The sequence below is a fragment of the Lysobacter ciconiae genome (assembly GCF_015209725.1).
Taxonomy (GTDB): domain Bacteria; phylum Pseudomonadota; class Gammaproteobacteria; order Xanthomonadales; family Xanthomonadaceae; genus Novilysobacter; species Novilysobacter ciconiae.
The window spans coordinates 30,533-45,918 of the sequence record NZ_CP063656.1 but is presented as its reverse complement, the minus strand read 5'-3'; the positions used below and the strand labels follow the sequence as shown (position 1 = coordinate 45,918).

At 69.6% G+C, this 15,386-nt stretch carries 16 protein-coding genes; 7 read left to right on the top strand and 9 right to left on the bottom strand.

All coding sequences use genetic code 11. The features are described from left to right. Positions 1 to 27: 27 nt before the first annotated feature. The 5 genes from INQ41_RS00215 to INQ41_RS00200 form a co-directional block, all read right to left on the bottom strand. Positions 28 to 1,104, bottom strand: a complete 1,077-nt coding sequence (locus INQ41_RS00215; RefSeq protein ID WP_193985202.1) for a DNA topoisomerase IB — start codon at positions 1,102 to 1,104, stop codon at positions 28 to 30. 68 nt (positions 1,105 to 1,172) lie between these two features. After that, positions 1,173 to 2,147 (bottom strand): L-histidine N(alpha)-methyltransferase, encoded by a 975-nt coding sequence (gene egtD / locus INQ41_RS13175; RefSeq protein ID WP_228076632.1) that lies wholly within the window; start codon positions 2,145 to 2,147, stop codon positions 1,173 to 1,175. Beyond that, positions 2,144 to 3,484 carry an ergothioneine biosynthesis protein EgtB gene (gene egtB / locus INQ41_RS13170; RefSeq protein ID WP_228076631.1) on the bottom strand — a complete coding sequence of 447 codons (1,341 nt, stop codon included), beginning with the start codon at positions 3,482 to 3,484 and terminating at the stop codon, positions 2,144 to 2,146. Before egtB ends, egtD begins: the two co-directional genes overlap by 4 nt. A 52-nt stretch (positions 3,485 to 3,536) precedes the next feature. Then, a complete protein-coding gene (gene folE, locus INQ41_RS00205) occupies positions 3,537 to 4,127 on the bottom strand; it encodes a GTP cyclohydrolase I FolE (protein ID WP_193985200.1) in 591 nt (196 codons plus the stop codon). Positions 4,128 to 4,162: 35 nt separating this feature from the next. Next, complete coding sequence (locus tag INQ41_RS00200; RefSeq protein ID WP_193985199.1) at positions 4,163 to 4,666, bottom strand: hypothetical protein; 504 nt, start codon at positions 4,664 to 4,666, stop codon at positions 4,163 to 4,165. A 217-nt stretch (positions 4,667 to 4,883) separates the two neighbouring features. Between INQ41_RS00200 and INQ41_RS00195 the strand changes: the two genes are divergently transcribed. From INQ41_RS00195 to INQ41_RS00170, 6 genes are all read left to right on the top strand, one after another. Then, positions 4,884 to 5,681 carry an ABC transporter ATP-binding protein gene (locus INQ41_RS00195; protein WP_193987110.1) on the top strand — a complete coding sequence of 266 codons (798 nt, stop codon included), beginning with the start codon at positions 4,884 to 4,886 and terminating at the stop codon, positions 5,679 to 5,681. Beyond that, positions 5,681 to 6,430 (top strand): MlaE family lipid ABC transporter permease subunit, encoded by a 750-nt coding sequence (locus INQ41_RS00190; protein ID WP_193985198.1) that lies wholly within the window; start codon positions 5,681 to 5,683, stop codon positions 6,428 to 6,430. Before INQ41_RS00195 ends, INQ41_RS00190 begins: the two co-directional genes overlap by 1 nt. A gap of 37 nt (positions 6,431 to 6,467) precedes the next feature. Beyond that, complete coding sequence (mlaD, locus tag INQ41_RS00185; protein ID WP_193985197.1) at positions 6,468 to 7,013, top strand: outer membrane lipid asymmetry maintenance protein MlaD; 546 nt, start codon at positions 6,468 to 6,470, stop codon at positions 7,011 to 7,013. A 2-nt stretch (positions 7,014 to 7,015) separates the two neighbouring features. Next, positions 7,016 to 7,666 (top strand): MlaC/ttg2D family ABC transporter substrate-binding protein, encoded by a 651-nt coding sequence (locus INQ41_RS00180; RefSeq protein WP_193985196.1) that lies wholly within the window; start codon positions 7,016 to 7,018, stop codon positions 7,664 to 7,666. Positions 7,667 to 7,680: 14 nt separating this feature from the next. Beyond that, positions 7,681 to 7,974, top strand: coding sequence for an STAS domain-containing protein (locus tag INQ41_RS00175; protein WP_193985195.1), 294 nt, complete (start codon positions 7,681 to 7,683; stop codon positions 7,972 to 7,974). A gap of 76 nt (positions 7,975 to 8,050) precedes the next feature. Beyond that, positions 8,051 to 9,154, top strand: a complete 1,104-nt coding sequence (locus INQ41_RS00170) for an MlaA family lipoprotein (protein WP_193985194.1) — start codon at positions 8,051 to 8,053, stop codon at positions 9,152 to 9,154. An 80-nt stretch (positions 9,155 to 9,234) separates the two neighbouring features. Here INQ41_RS00170 and rmuC read toward each other — a convergent pair whose 3' ends face one another. Together rmuC and INQ41_RS00160 are read right to left on the bottom strand one after the other, a co-directional pair. Continuing rightward, positions 9,235 to 10,860 (bottom strand): DNA recombination protein RmuC, encoded by a 1,626-nt coding sequence (rmuC, locus tag INQ41_RS00165; protein WP_193985193.1) that lies wholly within the window; start codon positions 10,858 to 10,860, stop codon positions 9,235 to 9,237. A gap of 200 nt (positions 10,861 to 11,060) precedes the next feature. Beyond that, on the bottom strand, positions 11,061 to 12,230 hold the full coding sequence (locus INQ41_RS00160; protein ID WP_193985192.1) for a class I SAM-dependent rRNA methyltransferase: 1,170 nt from the start codon (positions 12,228 to 12,230) through the stop codon (positions 11,061 to 11,063). 57 nt (positions 12,231 to 12,287) lie between these two features. On the opposite strand from INQ41_RS00160, the gene INQ41_RS00155 reads away from it, so the two are divergent. Beyond that, positions 12,288 to 13,070 (top strand): rhomboid family intramembrane serine protease, encoded by a 783-nt coding sequence (locus INQ41_RS00155; RefSeq protein ID WP_193985191.1) that lies wholly within the window; start codon positions 12,288 to 12,290, stop codon positions 13,068 to 13,070. Between the two features lie 66 nt (positions 13,071 to 13,136). On the opposite strand, the gene INQ41_RS00150 is transcribed toward INQ41_RS00155, so the two are convergent. Both INQ41_RS00150 and INQ41_RS00145 read right to left on the bottom strand, forming a co-directional pair. Continuing rightward, complete coding sequence (locus INQ41_RS00150) at positions 13,137 to 14,603, bottom strand: ABC transporter permease/substrate-binding protein (RefSeq protein ID WP_407074282.1); 1,467 nt, start codon at positions 14,601 to 14,603, stop codon at positions 13,137 to 13,139. Between the two features lie 44 nt (positions 14,604 to 14,647). Then, on the bottom strand, positions 14,648 to 15,385 hold the full coding sequence (locus INQ41_RS00145) for an ATP-binding cassette domain-containing protein (RefSeq protein ID WP_193985190.1): 738 nt from the start codon (positions 15,383 to 15,385) through the stop codon (positions 14,648 to 14,650). Between the last annotated feature and the right edge of the window lies 1 nt (position 15,386).

Here is a 15,386-nt window from a genome sequence, read left to right as displayed (position 1 = left end):
CGCGACCACGGCGGGTGAAGAGGCGGCCTAGCGCGACCGCCGGTGCTCGCGCTTGAGGAACTTCAGCGCCGCGCGTTCCCATTGACGGGCACCGCGCGCATTGGCCGCGGCGCGCTGCAGCCGGCCGGCCTGCCAGCCGTCGAACACCACCGGATCGATGTAGGCCTTGCGGCACACCGCCGGCGTGTTGCCCAGTTCCTCGGCGACCTGCTTGATCACCGCGTTGCGGGCCTTGGCCAGAGCGCGCTCGCTGGGCTCGCCGCCGGGTCCGGCCTCGGGTACCGGCGTGCCGGCCAGTTCGCGGAACGCGATCAGCGTGCCACCCCAGGTGCGGAAGTCCTTCGCGCTGAAGCCGTTGCCCAGGCGGCGGTGGAGGTAGTCGTTGACCGCGCCCGAATCGACCGGCTGGATACTGCCGTCGTCCTGGCGGTACTGGAACAGGGCCTGCCCGGGCAGTTGCTGGCAGGCCTTGACCAGCTTGGCCAGGCGCGCGTCGTCGAGTTCGATCTCGTGCTGCTGCCCGCCCTTGCCGCGGAAGCTCAGCCGCGCGCGCCCGCCGCGCAGGAAGGCGATATGGCGGTTGCGCAGCGTGGTCAGGCCGAAGGAGCGGTTGCTGCGTGCATAGCGGTCGTTGCCGATCCGCACCAGCGTATCGGCCAGCAGCGCGACGACGATCGCCAGCACCTTGTCGCGGCCGAAACCCGGCTCGGCGAGGTCCTTGCGCAGGTGCCGGCGCAGCCTGGGCAGGGTCGCGCCGAACTCGACGATGCGGTCGAACTTGCCGTCACCGCGGACCCGGCTCCAGTCGGCGTGGTAGCGGTACTGCTTGCGGCCGCGCGCATCCCGCCCGGTCGCCTGCAGGTGGCCGTTGGCGCGCTGGCAGATCCACACCTCGGTCCAGGCCGGCGGAATCGCCAGCGCCTGGATGCGCGACAGGGTCTGCGCATCACTGACCCGATCCCCGTCCGCATCGCGGTAGTGGAAGCCCTTGCCGGCGCGCAGTCGGGCGATACCGGGATGGTCGTCGCAGACGTAGCGAAGGCCCGCCTGGCTGGCCGTTTCGATCGAGTCGGCGGGCGGTGACACGGTGGTTGTTGAGCTCATCGCGAGAGCATCGGCAGGCGGGTGTCGAGGTACTGCGAACCCGGCGCCCTCCTTGACTCGAATGGCGATCAGGCCGCCGCGAGCAGGCGCAGGCCGAACCAGTCGCTGGGATCGTTCCAGCGCTCGACAACGCGCAGGCCCGCGCGCGCGGCCAGCGCGGCGAAGCTCGCGTCGGTGTACTTGTGGCTGTACTCGACTTCCATCGCCTCGCCGTCGGAAAAATCGAACTGCCGGCCCGCCACATGCACCTGCTGGTCGCGCAGGCTTACCAGGTGGGTCTCGATGCGCATGCGTTCGCGCGAGTACACCGCGCGGTGGGCGAACGAGTCCACGTCAAAATCGCTGCCGATGTCGCGGTTGAGCCGCACCAGCAGGTTGAGGGTGAAGTCGGCGGTGACCCCGGCGGCGTCGTTGTAGGCCGCCTCGATCAGCGCCGGGTCCTTGTCCAGGTCGATGCCGATCAACGCCTGGCCACCGGAGCCCATGGTGGCGCGCATCGAGCGCAACAGGCGCTCGGCATCGGCCGGCAGGAAGTTGCCCAGCGTCGATCCAGGAAAGAACACCAGCACGTGACCATTGCCGCGCGCCGGCGTCGGCAGCGGCACCGGCTGGGTGAAGTCGGCGCAGACCGGCAGCATCTCCACCTCCGGGTAGGCATCGGCCAGGCGTTCCACGCTGGCCAGCAAAGCGGTGCGCGAGATCTCGATCGGCGTGTAGGCCACGGGATCGGTCAGGCCGTCCAGCAGCAGGTGGGTCTTGCGCCCGCTGCCACTGCCGTACTCGACCACGTGGGCACGCGGCGCGACCGCCCCGGCGATCGCCGGCATCGACGCGTCCAGCAGGTCCAGCTCGACGCGGGTCAGGTAGTACTCCGGCTCGCGGGTGATCCGCTCGAACAGGCGCGAGCCGCGCTCGTCGTAGAAGTACTTCGAGGGCAGGGTCTTGGGCGTCGCCGAAAGCCCTGCGAGCACGTCGCCGGTGATGTCATCGGCGCTGGGCTGCAGGTCGCTGAGCGTGATCTTCGGCGCCACGGTGACCGTCATGCGTAGCGCGCCAGGCGCAGGCCGCTGAACTGCCAGCGGTCGGGCGCGTGGAAGAAGTTGCGGTAGCTGGCGCGCAGGTGGTCGCGCGAGCTGGCACAGCTGCCACCGCGGAGGATCTGTTGTCCGCTCATGAACTTGCCGTTGTATTCGCCCAGCGAGCCGGGCATCTCGCGGAAGCCGGGGTAGGCGGTATACGCGCTGGAGGTCCACTCCCACACGTCGCCGAACAATTGCTGCGGAGCGCTGGCATTGACGCTGCCGGCGCCGGACCCGGCGGCGACCGGATGCAGGTAGCCCCGGTCGACGAAGTTGCCATCCACGGCGACCGCGGCGGCCGCGTTTTCCCACTCGACCTCGGTGGGCAGGCGCGCGCCGGCCCAGCGCGCGAACGCGTCCGCTTCGTAGTAGCTGAGGTGGCTGACCGGCGCGTGCGGATCGATCGGCCGCGTCCCGCCCAGGGTGAATTCCGACGCCAGCGCCTCGTCCCAGTAGATCGGGTGCCGCCACGCGGCCTGGTTGACCAGCGCCCAGCCATCGCTCAGCCATAGCGAGGCGTCGCGGTAGCCGCCGGCGTCGATGAAGTCGTGGTACTCGGCGTTGGTCACCGGCCGGGTGGCGAGCGCGTGCGCGGGCATCAACACGCGGTGCCGGGGCGACTCGTTGTCAAAGGCGAAGCACCCGCTGTCCAGCGGCCAGGCGGCGGCGCCGATCTCCACGATTGCCTCATCCTGGCCCAGCCAGTCCAGCGGACCGGCGGCGGCGCTGGCAAGCGGCAGGTCGTCGCGGTAGGCGGGCTTCAGCGGGTTGCACCACAGCGCGTGCTTGATGTCGGTCAGCAGCAGCTCCTGGTGCTGCTGCTCGTGATGCAGGCCCAGCTCGATGCGCTGGCAAAGCGGCGCATCGAACCGGCCGGCGTCGAAGGCGCGGCCCATGCGTTCATCGACCGCGCGGCGGTAATCGAGGACCTCGGCCAGCGACGGGCGTGACAGCATCCCGCGCCGGTGGCGGGCGTGCATCGGGCCCACGCTCTGGTAATAGCTGTTGAACAGGTAGTCCCAGTCCGCGTTGACGGGCTGGTAGCCGGCGCTTTCGGCCAGCACGAAACGTTCGAAAAACCAGGTCGTGTGGGCCAGGTGCCACTTGGTCGGGCTGGTCTCTTCCATCGATTGCAGCATCGCGTCTTCGGCCGAGACGGGCGCGGCCAATGCCACGCTGCGCTCGCGCACGGCCCGGTAAGCGGCCGGCAGGGACTGGCGCGCCGACGGGGGCGCCGGCGGTTCGGAGGGGTGCGTGGATGCCGGCGTGGTGGCCGGCTGCGGGGCGGATTGGCTGGACATCGCCGCAGAATACAGAGGCGAATGTATCGGCCTGATCACGAAGCGGTAACGCTCAGTTGCGCGCCGGGCTGCCGATGAACTGCAGGAACTCGGCGCGGGTGCGACCGTCCTCGCGGAAGCCGCCCATCATCTTGGAGGTGATCATGGCTACGCCGCGCTTGTGCACGCCGCGGGTGGTCATGCAGCCGTGGCTGGCCTCGATGACGACGCCGACGCCGCGCGGTTGCAGCACGCGCTGGATGCAGTCGGCGATCTGCGCGGTCATCTTCTCCTGCACCTGCAGGCGCCGCGCGTAGGCGTCGACCACGCGTGCCAGCTTGCTGATGCCCACCACCTTGCCATCGGGCAGGTAGCCCACGTGTGCGCGACCGATGATCGGCGCCATGTGGTGCTCGCAGTGGCTCTCGAAGCGGATGTCGCGCAGCACGATCAGCTCGTCGTAACCGGCGACTTCCTCAAACGTGCGCGCCAGGTACTCGTCGGGATCGATCTCGTAGCCGCTGAACCAGTCGGCGTAGGCCTTGGCGACGCGCCGCGGCGTATCGAGCAGGCCCTCACGGCCGGGGTCGTCTCCGGCCCATGAGAGCAAGGTGCGGACTGCGGCCTCGGCCTCCTCGCGGGTGGGTTTGACGGGATCGGCCATGGCACTGCAACACCTTCGTCTAAGGGCCGGCCATGCTACTCCAGCGAGCCGTTGCGGGCATCAGCCCGGGGCGCGTCCATGCGCGCGGCTTCGCGCAGGTACTCCCAACCGTCGGCGACGGCCGCACGCGCCTCCGCCCATTCGGCACGCTCGGGTCGATCGGCGCGCTCGATTTCCCACTCCTCGCGCAGGCCCGGCTCCACTTCGGCCCACGGCCTGCCGCGGTACTCCTCGAACTGGTCGTAGGCGAACTCGTAGGCGGGCTGGTAGTCCTCCCACGCCTGCCCGGGCCGGTAGTACGCGGCGCCGGTGTAGTCGCGCTGGAAGTGTGCGCGGTAGTCCTCGATCCCTGCGCGTACCGCCATCGCCTCGCCGGCGCCGGCACCGATCACACCGCCAGCCAACGCGCCGATGGCCATTCCGATCGGGCCGCCGGGGGCGCCCACCGCCGCCCCGGTCACCGCGCCGGCGACTGCGCCGGCACCGGATCCGAGCGCCTGCTGGTCGGTATCGTCTGCGGGAATTTTTTTGTCACTCATCGTCTGCTCCCTGAAAAGGCCGACCGCGGGACCCGCGTCGGCGCGACCAGCTTCGCCGCCACCGCGTCCCGCCGCGGTGAAGGCCCAGCACGCGTCCGGTCCGCCCGCCTCGTCCATTCAGTCTTTGGCGTGCGCACCATGCGGCGGGCTGCGACAATGCGCGACCTGCTCCGCCGCACGGCGGCGCGGCCCGTGTTCGCATTACCGGCCCATGCCCATGATCGATTCCACGCCCATCGTCCGCCTTGCCGGCCTGCGCCTCGATCGCGACAGCCGCACGGTGTTGCAGGACATCAACCTCAGCGTGCCGCGCGGCCAGGTGCTGACGGTGTTTGGCCCGTCCGGCAGCGGCAAGTCGACGCTGCTGGCCGCACTGACCGGCGAGCTGCCGGCGGCGGCGGGAACGGTGGAGATCTTCGGCCAGCCGATTCCGCGGCGTTCGCGCGCGCTGTTCGAGATGCGCAAGGGCATCGGCGTGCTGCTGCAGGGCAATGGCCTGCTGACCGACCTGACCGTGGCCGAGAACGTCGCCCTGCCGCTGCACACCCACACGGCGTTGCCGCGGCCGGTGATCGAACGCCTGGTGCGGATGAAGCTGCACGCCGTCGGCCTGGTCGCCGCTGCCGATGCGTATCCGCGCGAGCTGTCCGGCGGCATGGCGCGCCGTGTCGCGCTGGCCCGCGCGCTGGCCATGGATCCGCCGCTGATGATCTACGACGAGCCGCTGACCGGCCTGGATCCGATCGCTGCCGGGGTGGTGATGGAGCTGGTGCGCCGGCTCAACGACAGCCTGGGGCTGACCAGCATCCTGGTCTCCCATCACGTCCGCGAGACGCTGCCGATCTGCGACCACGCGATCATGATCGCCAACCGCACGATCGTGTTTTCCGGCACGCCGGCCCAGTTGCAGGCCAGCACCGATCCGCTGGTGCGCCAGTTCCTGGACGGCAACCCGGACGGCCCGATCGCGTTCGATGCGCGGCCGCGCACCGCCACCGCAGAGGCGGCCGCCTGATGGCGCTGGCAGAGGCCATCCGCGCGGTCGGTCGCGCCGGGCTGTTCACCCTCTCGGTGCTGCGCGCCTCGGTCCCCAGCCGCGACCTGTTCCGCGAGCTGGTCCGGGAGATCTACAAGATCGGTGCGCGCTCGCTGCCGATCATCGTCGTTGGCGGCGCCTTCGTCGGCCTGTCGCTGACGCTGCTGGCCTACCGCGCGCTGGACACCTACGGCGCCAGCACCCAGGTCAGCATGATCCTTGGGCTGGGCATCTATCGCGAGCTGGGACCGGTGCTGACGGCGTTGCTGTTCATCGGCCGCGCCGGATCCTCCATTGCCGCGGAGCTGGGACTGATGCGCGCCACCGACCAGATCACCGCGCTGGGCCTGATGGGGATCGACCCGGTCGGCAAGGCGGTGGCGCCGCGCTTCTGGGCCGCCGTGCTGTGCGTGCCGCTGCTGACGGGCTTCTTCTGCAGCCTGGCGATCAGCGCGAGCTATCTGGAGGCGGTCCACGTCATCGGCGTGGATTCGGGTATTTTCTGGCAGGTGCTGCGCGACAGCGTCGACCTGGTCGACGACTTCGGCATGGCGATGGTCAAGTCCGCCGTGTTCGGCGCGGTGGCGGCGCTGGTCGCGGCCTACGTCGGCTTCCACGCCGAGCCGACCATCGAGGGCACCTCGGTGGCGACCACCAAGGCGGTGGTGAATGCCTCGCTGCTGGTGCTGATGCTGAACTTCGTGATGTCCGCCCTGCTGTTCACCTGATCCCCGATCGACTCCCACTTTCCACGAGTGACACCCCATGAGTATGCGCAGCCCCCGTATCGAGTTTGCCGTCGGCGCCTTCCTGCTGCTGGCCCTGGCGTCCCTGCTGGTCCTGGCGATGAGCTCCACCAACGGCAAGCTGGGCTGGTTCGGTGTCAGCGACTATGAGGTCACTGCCCGCTTCACCAATCTGGGCCCGCTGCGCGCGAACGCGCCGGTCAAGATCGGCGGCGTGGCGATCGGCCGGGTCTCCCACATCACCCTGGACCCGGTGAAGCTTGATTCGGTGGTCACCTTGGCCATCGACAAGCGCTACGACGACCTGCCCGCCGACACCAGCGCCGCCATCCTCACCTCCGGCCTGCTGGGCGAGAGCTACATTGGGCTGCAACCCGGCGGCGATCCCGAGCCGTTGAAGGCCGGCGACCAGATCTTCCTGACCCAGTCCTCGGTCGACCTGATCCAGATGGTCGGCAAGTACATGTTCAGCGGAGGTCCGGACAATGGCCCGGGTAGCGCCGATGACGGCGCCGCCGAGCTTCCCGCGTACCTGCAGGACAACGGCGACACCCCCAAGGACTGACTATGAAAATCCGCCTGATCTCCGTTCTGGTTTCCGCCGCGCTGCTGGCCGGCGCTCCCGTGCTGGCGTTCCCTGCCGGCCAGACTGCCGCGGCCACGACCGCCACCGCCTCGCCCAGCAAGCTGGTACTGGACAACTCCACCCGCGTGCTGACCACGCTGGACGCGCGCCGCGCCGAATTCACCGCCGATCGCGCCGCGCTGCAGAAGTTCATCAGCGCCGAGTTCGAGCAGATGTTCGACAGCAAGTACGCCGCCCAGCTGGTGCTCGGCCGCCACGGCCGCGGCGCCGCCGACGCGGACGTCAACCGTTTCGCCAAGGCACTCACCAGCAACCTGATGGGCCGCTACGGCTCCTCGCTGCTGGACTTCAACAGCCGGCTGAAGGTGCGCATCAAGTCCGAGACGCCGCTGCGCGGCGGGGCGATGGTCAAGGTCTCCAGCGAGTTCATCCGCCAGGGCGGCGACCCGATCCCGGTGGATTACCTGATGCGCAAGGTCGGCAACGACTGGAAGGTGTTCGACGTGATGGTCGAGGGCGTGAGCTTCGTGCAGACCTTCCGCAACCAGTTTGACGAGCCGTTGTCGCGCAAGTCGATCAACGAGATCTCGACCGACCTGGAAGCGGGCAGGCTGCAGCCGACCGCCAAGTGACGCCGGCCGCTGGCATGCGCTCACCTGCCCCCATCGCCTCGGTCGAGCGTGACGGCACGGCGCTGGTGTTTTCCGGCGTGCTCGATCGCGACGCGGTACCCGCCCTGTGGGGCCGGTGCGCCGCCTGGCCGAACGGCATCACCCAGCTGGACCTCTCCGCGGTGGAGCGCGTCGACAGTGCAGGCGTGGCGTTGCTGGCCGAGCTCGCCGCGCGTACCGGTGCCGATGAGGTGCTCGGCGAGCCGGCGGGCCTGGCGGAACTTCGCCGCGCCTACCGGCTGGGCGCCGCGCTGGATTTCGCCAACTAAATTGGGCCGTGCGCGCGTCGGCGACCGTCGCCTCCGCACCCGCATTCGGCCACCAACGTGCCATGGACTGCTCTTGATGCCCACCTCATTCCGCAACCGCCATCGCCGTGCGCCGTCGTTGGTGCTTGGCCTGGGCCTGGTCCTCGCCGTGACAGGCGTTGGTTGCGCGAGCGCGCCGCCGGTGCTCGGTGCCGCGGCAACGCCGGTAGTGCCGGCAACGCCAGCAACGGACGCGGGCTCCGAATTGCCTGCCGTGATCGAACCGGCGGCGACGGAACCGGCGGCCATCGGCGCCCAGGATGCCCCTGCGGGTGACACCCCTGCCGAGTCGATCGACGCGCCGCCGGCGGTGTCGGCGACCGATCAGGACGCGGCTGGAATGCAGGCGCGCACCGCGGCCGAACGCGACTTTGACGCCCTCTACGGCGTGTACGACCCCGTCGCCGACCCCACCTTGCCGGCCGCCGCGCAGATCGCCGGCGTGTACGACCCGTGGGAGCGCTACAACCGCCCGATGCACCGCTTCAACAACGCGGTCGATCGCACCATCGCCCGCCCGCTGGCCCAGTTCTATGTCGCCGTCGCGCCGCGGCCGGTGCGGCTCGGGGTGAGCAATTTCTTCAGCAACCTGGGGCAACCGGTCACCGCGCTCAATGCGCTGCTGCAGGGCAAGCCGGCGCAGGCCGGGCAGGCGCTCGGGCGGTTCGTGCTCAACACGACGCTGGGGATCGCCGGTATTTTCGATCCTGCCAGCGACGCCAAGCTGGACCGGCGCAACGAGGATTTCGGCCAGACCCTGGGTGTATGGGGCTGGGAACGCTCGCGCTACGTGGAATTGCCGCTGTTCGGCCCGCGCACGGTGCGCGACGTGCTCGGCATGGTGGGCGACGCGCCGCTGAGCCCGCTGCGGCAGGTCGAGCAGGACAAGATCCGGATTCCCCTGCAGGGCCTGCAGCTGGTGGACGTGCGCACCCAGTTGCTGGCGACCGACAGCCTGCGCGAGGGCGCCTCCGACGACTACGCGCTGGTCCGCGATGCATGGATGCAGCGGCGCAATTACCAGATCCTCGGCGACCGCATGGGCGAGGACACCGACAATGCGCTGCCTGACTATCTGCGCGACGACGACAACCCGCTCGTCCCGGCATCGGCGATGCCGGTGATGCCGACCGACAACTGAGTCGTGCGGCGATGGCCGCGCAGCCGCAGCGCGTCGGGAGCACTCGGCGCGCCGGTACCCTGCAGCGACCGCTGGCGGGTTCAGCGGTTCCCGGCCCCGAGCGCAGCACCAAGAAGTTGTTTTGCGGGAGCGTCGGCCGACGTCACGCCGCCGCTGTCGGCCTCCGGCTTGAGCTCATCGGTGAGCGCGCGCCTTCCGTGCGCACCCAGCTCGGCCAGTCGCCGGGCCCGCGGGATCACCGCCTGGCTGGACTCGCTGAGCCGGCGGCGCGCGTTCTTGAATGCCTTGTCGGCGTCATCCAGGCTCTTGCCGACCTTGTCGAAGTCAGCGAGGAATCCGATCAGCGCATCCAGCACGAGGCCACCGGTATCGCTGATAGCGATCGCCTCGCGCTGGATCTTGTCGCGCGTCCACAGCCGCTCCACCACCCGCAGCAGCGCCATCAGCGTATTGGGCGAGGCGAACACCACGCGGCGGTCGAACGCGTCGGTCTGCAATGCCGTGTCCGTGCCCAGCGCGGCCGAGAGCGCGCCTTCGATCGGGATGAAGGCGATGGTCACCTCCAGCGCGGTGTCGCCCAGCACCTTGGGGTAGTTCTTCTCGCTCAACTCGCGCATGTGCTGGCGCAGGCCGGCGGCGTGCCGGCGCAGCGCATCGTTCTGCTCATCCGGCGTGTCGGCGTTCATCGCCTCCTGCCAGGCGATCAGGTTGACCTTGCTGTCGACGACCACACAGCGCTCGTCGGGCAGGCGAACCACGATGTCCGGGTGAAGGCGCGCGCCGTCTTCGTCGACCGTGCCCTTCTGGCGGTCGTAATGCACGCCGTCCTCCAGCCCGGAGCCGCGCAGCACGCTCTCCAGCATCAGCTCGCCCCAGTCGCCGCGGACCTTGGAACTGCCTTTCAGCGCCCGGGTCAGCGCGTGCGCCTGCTGCGCCATGTCCTGGTTGAGGGTTTTCAGCTCGGTGACCGCGCCCAGCAATGACGCCCGCTCCCGGGCCTCCTCGCCGTACAGCGTGTCGACCCGGCTGCGGAATTCGCCGATGCGCTCCGCAAACGGCTTCAACAACGCATCGATGTCCGCTCTGGACTGCAGCGACGCCCGCTGCACGTTCTTCTCGAACAGCTGCCCCTTCTCCTCGAACACCTTGCCCGCCAGCTCGGTGAAGGCACCCGACAGCTTCGTCTGCGCCTCGGCCAGGAAGGTTTGCATCTCGGTGTGGGCCTGCCGGGCGTGCTGCAGGTTGGCCGACACGCCCGCGTGCTCGGATTGCAGATGGCGGTAGCTGTCGCGCAGCTCGGCGAGCTCGACGGCCAACGCGCCCTCACGCTCGCGCACCGCCAGCAACGCCTGCTCGCGCTCCTGCAACGACTGCCCCGCCGACCGCGCCGCCAAGCGCTCCGTCTCCAGCGCGTCCTGCAAACCGGCGCGCGCCGTCTCCAGACGATCAATCACCTGATCGCGCTCGGCAATCGCACCTTCCAGCGCGCCCAAGCGCCCGAGCAGGCGCCCACTCTCGGCCGCCTGCTCACGCGCCGCCTCGCGCTCGGCGCGCAACTCCTCACCCAGCCGATCACGCTCCTCGCGCATCGCGCCCAGCTCCGCGCCAGATCCTTGCGAACCCTGCCTGCGCAGCAACACCACCAACAGTCCGGCGACGACCAAGGTCGCGACGAGCAACAAGATGAGGAGCAGTTGGCTATCCATCGCTCCAGTGTAGCGACGCCGGTCTCACCGGCCGCGACCATGGGTCAATGCACAACGCGACCGACAGGCGCCGGCCGCGGGTTCCGATCACCAAGCGAATATCGTGGAGCGACTGATCGGAGCCCGCGGCCGGTGCCTTCCTGCGTCACCAGATACCAAAAGTGTTCAAACGACGGACCGCTTCGATCGACCGAACCGCCTCAGTCCAGCACCCGACAAAACGCCGCCTTCAGATACCGCGACTCCGGCACCTGCGCCAACCACGGATGATCCGGCCCTGCGCCGGCCACCTTCAGCACCTGCACCGTCCGATTGGAGAAAAACGCTGCCCGCCGGATCATGTCCAGGAACTGGTCCTCGCTGACCAGGCCGGTGCAGGAGAAGGTCGCGAACAGCCCGCCCGGCTTGACCACACCCAGCGCCAGCTTGTTCATGTCCAAATACTTCTTCAGCGCCGGAATCACCTGCTCCCGGTCGCGGGTCATCTTGGCCGGATCGAGTACCACCACGTCGTACTGCTCGCCGGCGATCGCCGCATCGCGCAGCCACGGAAAGATGTCCGCCTGGACGAATTTCACATCGGCATGGTTGAGCTTGGCGTTGCCCTTGGCGATGGACAGCACGTCCGCGTCGATGTCCACGCCCACCACCTCGCTGGCGCCACGCACGGCGGCATACACGCCGAAGCCGCCGGTGTTGCAGCACAGGTCGAGCATGCGCTTGCCGGCCACGTGCTGGCTCAGCCACTGGCGGTTGTCGCGCTGGTCGGCGAAGAATCCGGTCTTGTGCGCGCCGGCCGGATCGGCGCGGAACTTCACCCCGTGCTCGGTGATGACCGCCGGTTGGGCGGGCTCGGTGCCGCGGAAATCGAAGCTTTCCTGCTTCTGCACGTGGACGTCGGCGGACATGTGGAAGCGGCAGCCCGGGAACTGCTCGCGCAGCGCGGCCTGGATCCATTCGCGGTGGCGGAACGCGCCGGCACTGAAGAACTCCAGCACCAGCAGGTCGGCGTAGCGGTCGATCACCAGCCCGGAGATGCCGTCGCCTTCGCTGTGGAAAACCCGCCAGGCATCGCTGACCTCGTCCAGCTTGAGCACATCGCGGCGCAGCGACACGGCCGCGGCGATCTTGCGCGCGAACCAGTCCCCGTCGATCACCGCGTTGGGGTCGTTGTCGAGCATGCGCAGGGCGATGCGCGAGTGGCCGTTGTAGAAGCCACGGCCGATCAGCTCGCCGTCCACGCCGATGACATCGACGATCTCGCCGGGACGCGGACGCTGCGCCGGCTTGGCGACCAGGCGCTGGAAGATCCAGGGGTGGGAGGACTTCCAGGCGTTTTTCAGGTGGACGGTGGGGATGGTGTTGTTCATGCCGCCATTCTACGGGGCCCGCCTTGTATTCGCGGCCGCCAGCGCCACAGTTGGTGAATGCCTGACACGATTCCCGAAGCGCTCGCGCTGGATCCCAAGGCCCAGCGCATCGCCGACCGCAAGCGCTGGATGGGCGCGTTCAACCTGAGCTTGGCGGCGGTGCTGCTGTTGCTGGTGATCCACTCGCTGCAGGGCGCGGTGGACCTGCGCGACTGGATGGTGCAGCCGTGGTCGGCGGCGGGGCTGCTCGGGATCCTCGGTGCGCCCTTGGTGCACGGCTCGTTCGAGCACCTGGCCGCCAACGCGATCTCGCTGCTGATGCTGGGCACGCTGGCCGGCGGGATGTACCCGCGCGCGACGCTGCGCGCACTCCCGCTGATGTGGTTGGGCTCGGGCGCCGGGGCCTGGCTGCTCGGCGAGGCGGGCTCCTACCACCTGGGCGCCAGCGGCATCACCCACGGCCTGATGTTCCTGGTCTTCATCCTCGGCCTGCTGCGACGCGACCGGCCGGCGATTGCGGCGGCGATGATCGCCTTCTTCCTCTACGGCGGCATGCTTCTGACGATCTTCCCGCGCGAGATCGGCGTGTCCTGGCAGGCGCACATGGGCGGGGCGCTGGGCGGCGTACTGGCGGCGTTTTTGTGGCGGCGACTGGACCCGCGCCAGCCGCGCCAGAAATACAGCTGGGAGATCGAAGAGGAACTGGCGCAGGCGGACGCGGCCAATCCCGATCCCGAGGGCCTGGAACTGTCCCCGTCCGACGATGTGCCGGTGTTGTGGCACCGCCCGGACCCCGCGGACGAGCGCGGCGTGGTGCTGCCGTTCCGGCGCCGCGGCTAGGCGGTCCGGCACCGGTCGCACCGCCCACTCAGGTGCGATCGATCGCGGGCGGGCAGTGGCGCGCGGTCAGTGCCGCGCGGCCAGCCGCAGGCCACGCGGCGTCAGGCCGCGCTCGACCAGTTCGAAGCCACCCTGCACCACCAGCGCGAGCACCGCCGCCGGCACCGCGCCTTCCAGGATCAGGCCGATATCGTCCAGGCGAATGCCCGCGAGAATCGGTTGCCCGTAGCCGCCGGCACCGATCAGCGCGCCCAGCGTGGCGGTGCCGACGTTGATGACGGCAGCGGTCTTGATGCCGGCCAGGATCATGCCCAGGGCGAGCGGCAGCTCGATCCGCCACAGGCGGGTGCGCGGCGGCAGGCCCAGCGCGGCCGCCGTTTCGCGCAGCTCGCGCGGAATGCCGGTCAGGCCGGCGTGCGTGTTGCGCACGATCGGCAGCAGGCTGTAGAGGAACAGCGCGGCAATCGCCGGGCCGGCGCCGATGCCGAACAGCGGGATCATGAAGACGAATACCGCCAGCGACGGCAGCGTCTGCAGCAGGCCGGTGACGGTCAGTACCAGTTGCCCGAGCCGCGGCCGGCGCGCAGCCAGCACACCGAGGGGCAACGCGACGATCAGCGCCAGTCCCAGGGAGATGCCCACCAGCCCGAGGTGCTCCACGGTCCGCTTCCAGATCCGCTGCGCGCGCGATGCCGCGGCGGGCGCGGCGACGCCCAGCCACTCCGCGGCGACGCTGGCTTCGCTGGCGCCCTCCAGCTTCACCTCGGCATTGAGCCGTTGCATGGTCGGTGCATCGATGCGCCCGGACAGGCCTTGCAGCGCCGCCAGCCAATCCGGCGCGCGCGCCTGCAGGTCCTTGCGATACAGGAACACCGCGGCGTAATCGGGGAAATAGCGGCGATCGTCCTCAAGAACGGTCAGGTCGTAGTACGGAATCTCCGCATCGGTGGTGTACAGGTCGATGACGTCCAGCGCGCCACTGGCCAGGCCGCGGTACGCCAGGTCGTGATCGAGCCCGTCCGGCCGCTGCGGCAAACCGTAGGCGTCGCGCACCCCCGGCCAGCCGTCGGCGCGCTGCATGAACTCGTTGCTGAGGCCGATTTTCAGCTCCGGATGGCCGGCCAGGTCGGACACCGAGGCCACGCCCAGCTCTCCGGCACGGGCGCGGGTCATCCCCAGCGCGTAGGTGTTGCTGAAACCCAGCGACGCGGTCATGCCCAGACCGCGCTCGTCGAGCGCGGCGCGCATCCGATCAGGGCCGGCGCCGGGCATCTGCAGCAGTTCCGCGGCGAGCGTGCCGGTGTACTCGGGGTAGGCGTCGATGTCCCCCTCGAGCAAGGCCCGCCAGAGGATGCGGGTGCCGCCCAGCTGGGCCCGGTGGGTCACCGTGACGCCCTCGTCGTGGGGCAGTCCCGCCGCGACCTCGCCCAAGATCACCGACTCGGTAAACGCCTTGGATCCGACGGTCACCGGTTGCGCATGAGCCGGCGCAACCGGCAGCGCGGCGATGGCGAGCGCGACGACCAGCCCCACCAGCAGCCAGCCCGGGCGCGACCGGACGCGGACCTGCGCCCCACTCACAGGCTCTGCTCCAGGCTGCGCTGGGCGGTCATGAAGCGCGTCACGAACGGCTCGGCGGGGGCGTCCTGCAACTCGCGCGCGGTGCCCTGCTGGACGATCCTGCCGTCGCGCAGAAGCACCAGCGTGTCGGCAAGAAACGCCGCTTCGGCGACGTCATGGGTGACCAGCACCACGGTCTTGCGCAGCTCGACGAACAGCTCGCGCATCTGCTCCTGCAGCTCGTGGCGGATGATCGGATCCAGCGCGCCCAGCGGCTCGTCCAGCAGCAGCACCTGGGGGTCCAGCATCAGCGCGCGGATCAGCCCGACCCGCTGGCGCTGGCCGCCCGACAGTTCGGCCGGGTACCGCTGCAACGCGGCCACCGGCAAGCGGGTCATCGTTGCGAGTACCTCCATGCGCTGAGCGATACGTTCGGCGGACCAGCCCACCGTCCGTGCCAGCAGGCCGATGTTGGCCGCGGCGCTGAGGTGCGGAAACAGCCCGCCTTCCTGGATCATGTAGCCGATGCGGCGGCGCTGCTGGAGCAGGCGGTCGCGCTGCAGCGGCTCGCCATCGAAGCGGACCTCGCCGCTGTCGGGCCAGTCCAGCCCGACCAGCATCCGCAACGCGCTGGACTTGCCCGCGCCGCTGGGACCGATCAGGGCGGTGGTGCGGCCGCTGGCGATGCACAGCTCGACCGCGTCCAGCGCGACGACGCGACCGTAGGATTTGCAGACCTGGCGGAGTTCGAACACG

Bases quoted from the DNA above. Each gene is read 5' to 3' on its own strand.
- INQ41_RS00180 (WP_193985196.1), top strand. From the start codon at position 7,016: ATGAAAATCCGCCTGATCTCCGTTCTGGTTTCCGCCGCGCTGCTGGCC.
- INQ41_RS00175 (WP_193985195.1), top strand. From the start codon at position 7,681: ATGCGCTCACCTGCCCCCATCGCCTCGGTCGAGCGTGACGGCACGGCG.
- INQ41_RS00160 (WP_193985192.1), bottom strand. From the start codon at position 12,230: ATGAACAACACCATCCCCACCGTCCACCTGAAAAACGCCTGGAAGTCC.
- egtD (WP_228076632.1), bottom strand. From the start codon at position 2,147: ATGACGGTCACCGTGGCGCCGAAGATCACGCTCAGCGACCTGCAGCCC.
- INQ41_RS00195 (WP_193987110.1), top strand. From the start codon at position 4,884: ATGATCGATTCCACGCCCATCGTCCGCCTTGCCGGCCTGCGCCTCGAT.
- egtB (WP_228076631.1), bottom strand. From the start codon at position 3,484: ATGTCCAGCCAATCCGCCCCGCAGCCGGCCACCACGCCGGCATCCACG.
- mlaD (WP_193985197.1), top strand. From the start codon at position 6,468: ATGAGTATGCGCAGCCCCCGTATCGAGTTTGCCGTCGGCGCCTTCCTG.
- INQ41_RS00215 (WP_193985202.1), bottom strand. From the start codon at position 1,104: ATGAGCTCAACAACCACCGTGTCACCGCCCGCCGACTCGATCGAAACG.
- INQ41_RS00170 (WP_193985194.1), top strand. From the start codon at position 8,051: ATGCCCACCTCATTCCGCAACCGCCATCGCCGTGCGCCGTCGTTGGTG.
- INQ41_RS00200 (WP_193985199.1), bottom strand. From the start codon at position 4,666: ATGAGTGACAAAAAAATTCCCGCAGACGATACCGACCAGCAGGCGCTC.
- folE (WP_193985200.1), bottom strand. From the start codon at position 4,127: ATGGCCGATCCCGTCAAACCCACCCGCGAGGAGGCCGAGGCCGCAGTC.
- INQ41_RS00155 (WP_193985191.1), top strand. From the start codon at position 12,288: ATGCCTGACACGATTCCCGAAGCGCTCGCGCTGGATCCCAAGGCCCAG.
- INQ41_RS00190 (WP_193985198.1), top strand. From the start codon at position 5,681: ATGGCGCTGGCAGAGGCCATCCGCGCGGTCGGTCGCGCCGGGCTGTTC.
- rmuC (WP_193985193.1), bottom strand. From the start codon at position 10,860: ATGGATAGCCAACTGCTCCTCATCTTGTTGCTCGTCGCGACCTTGGTC.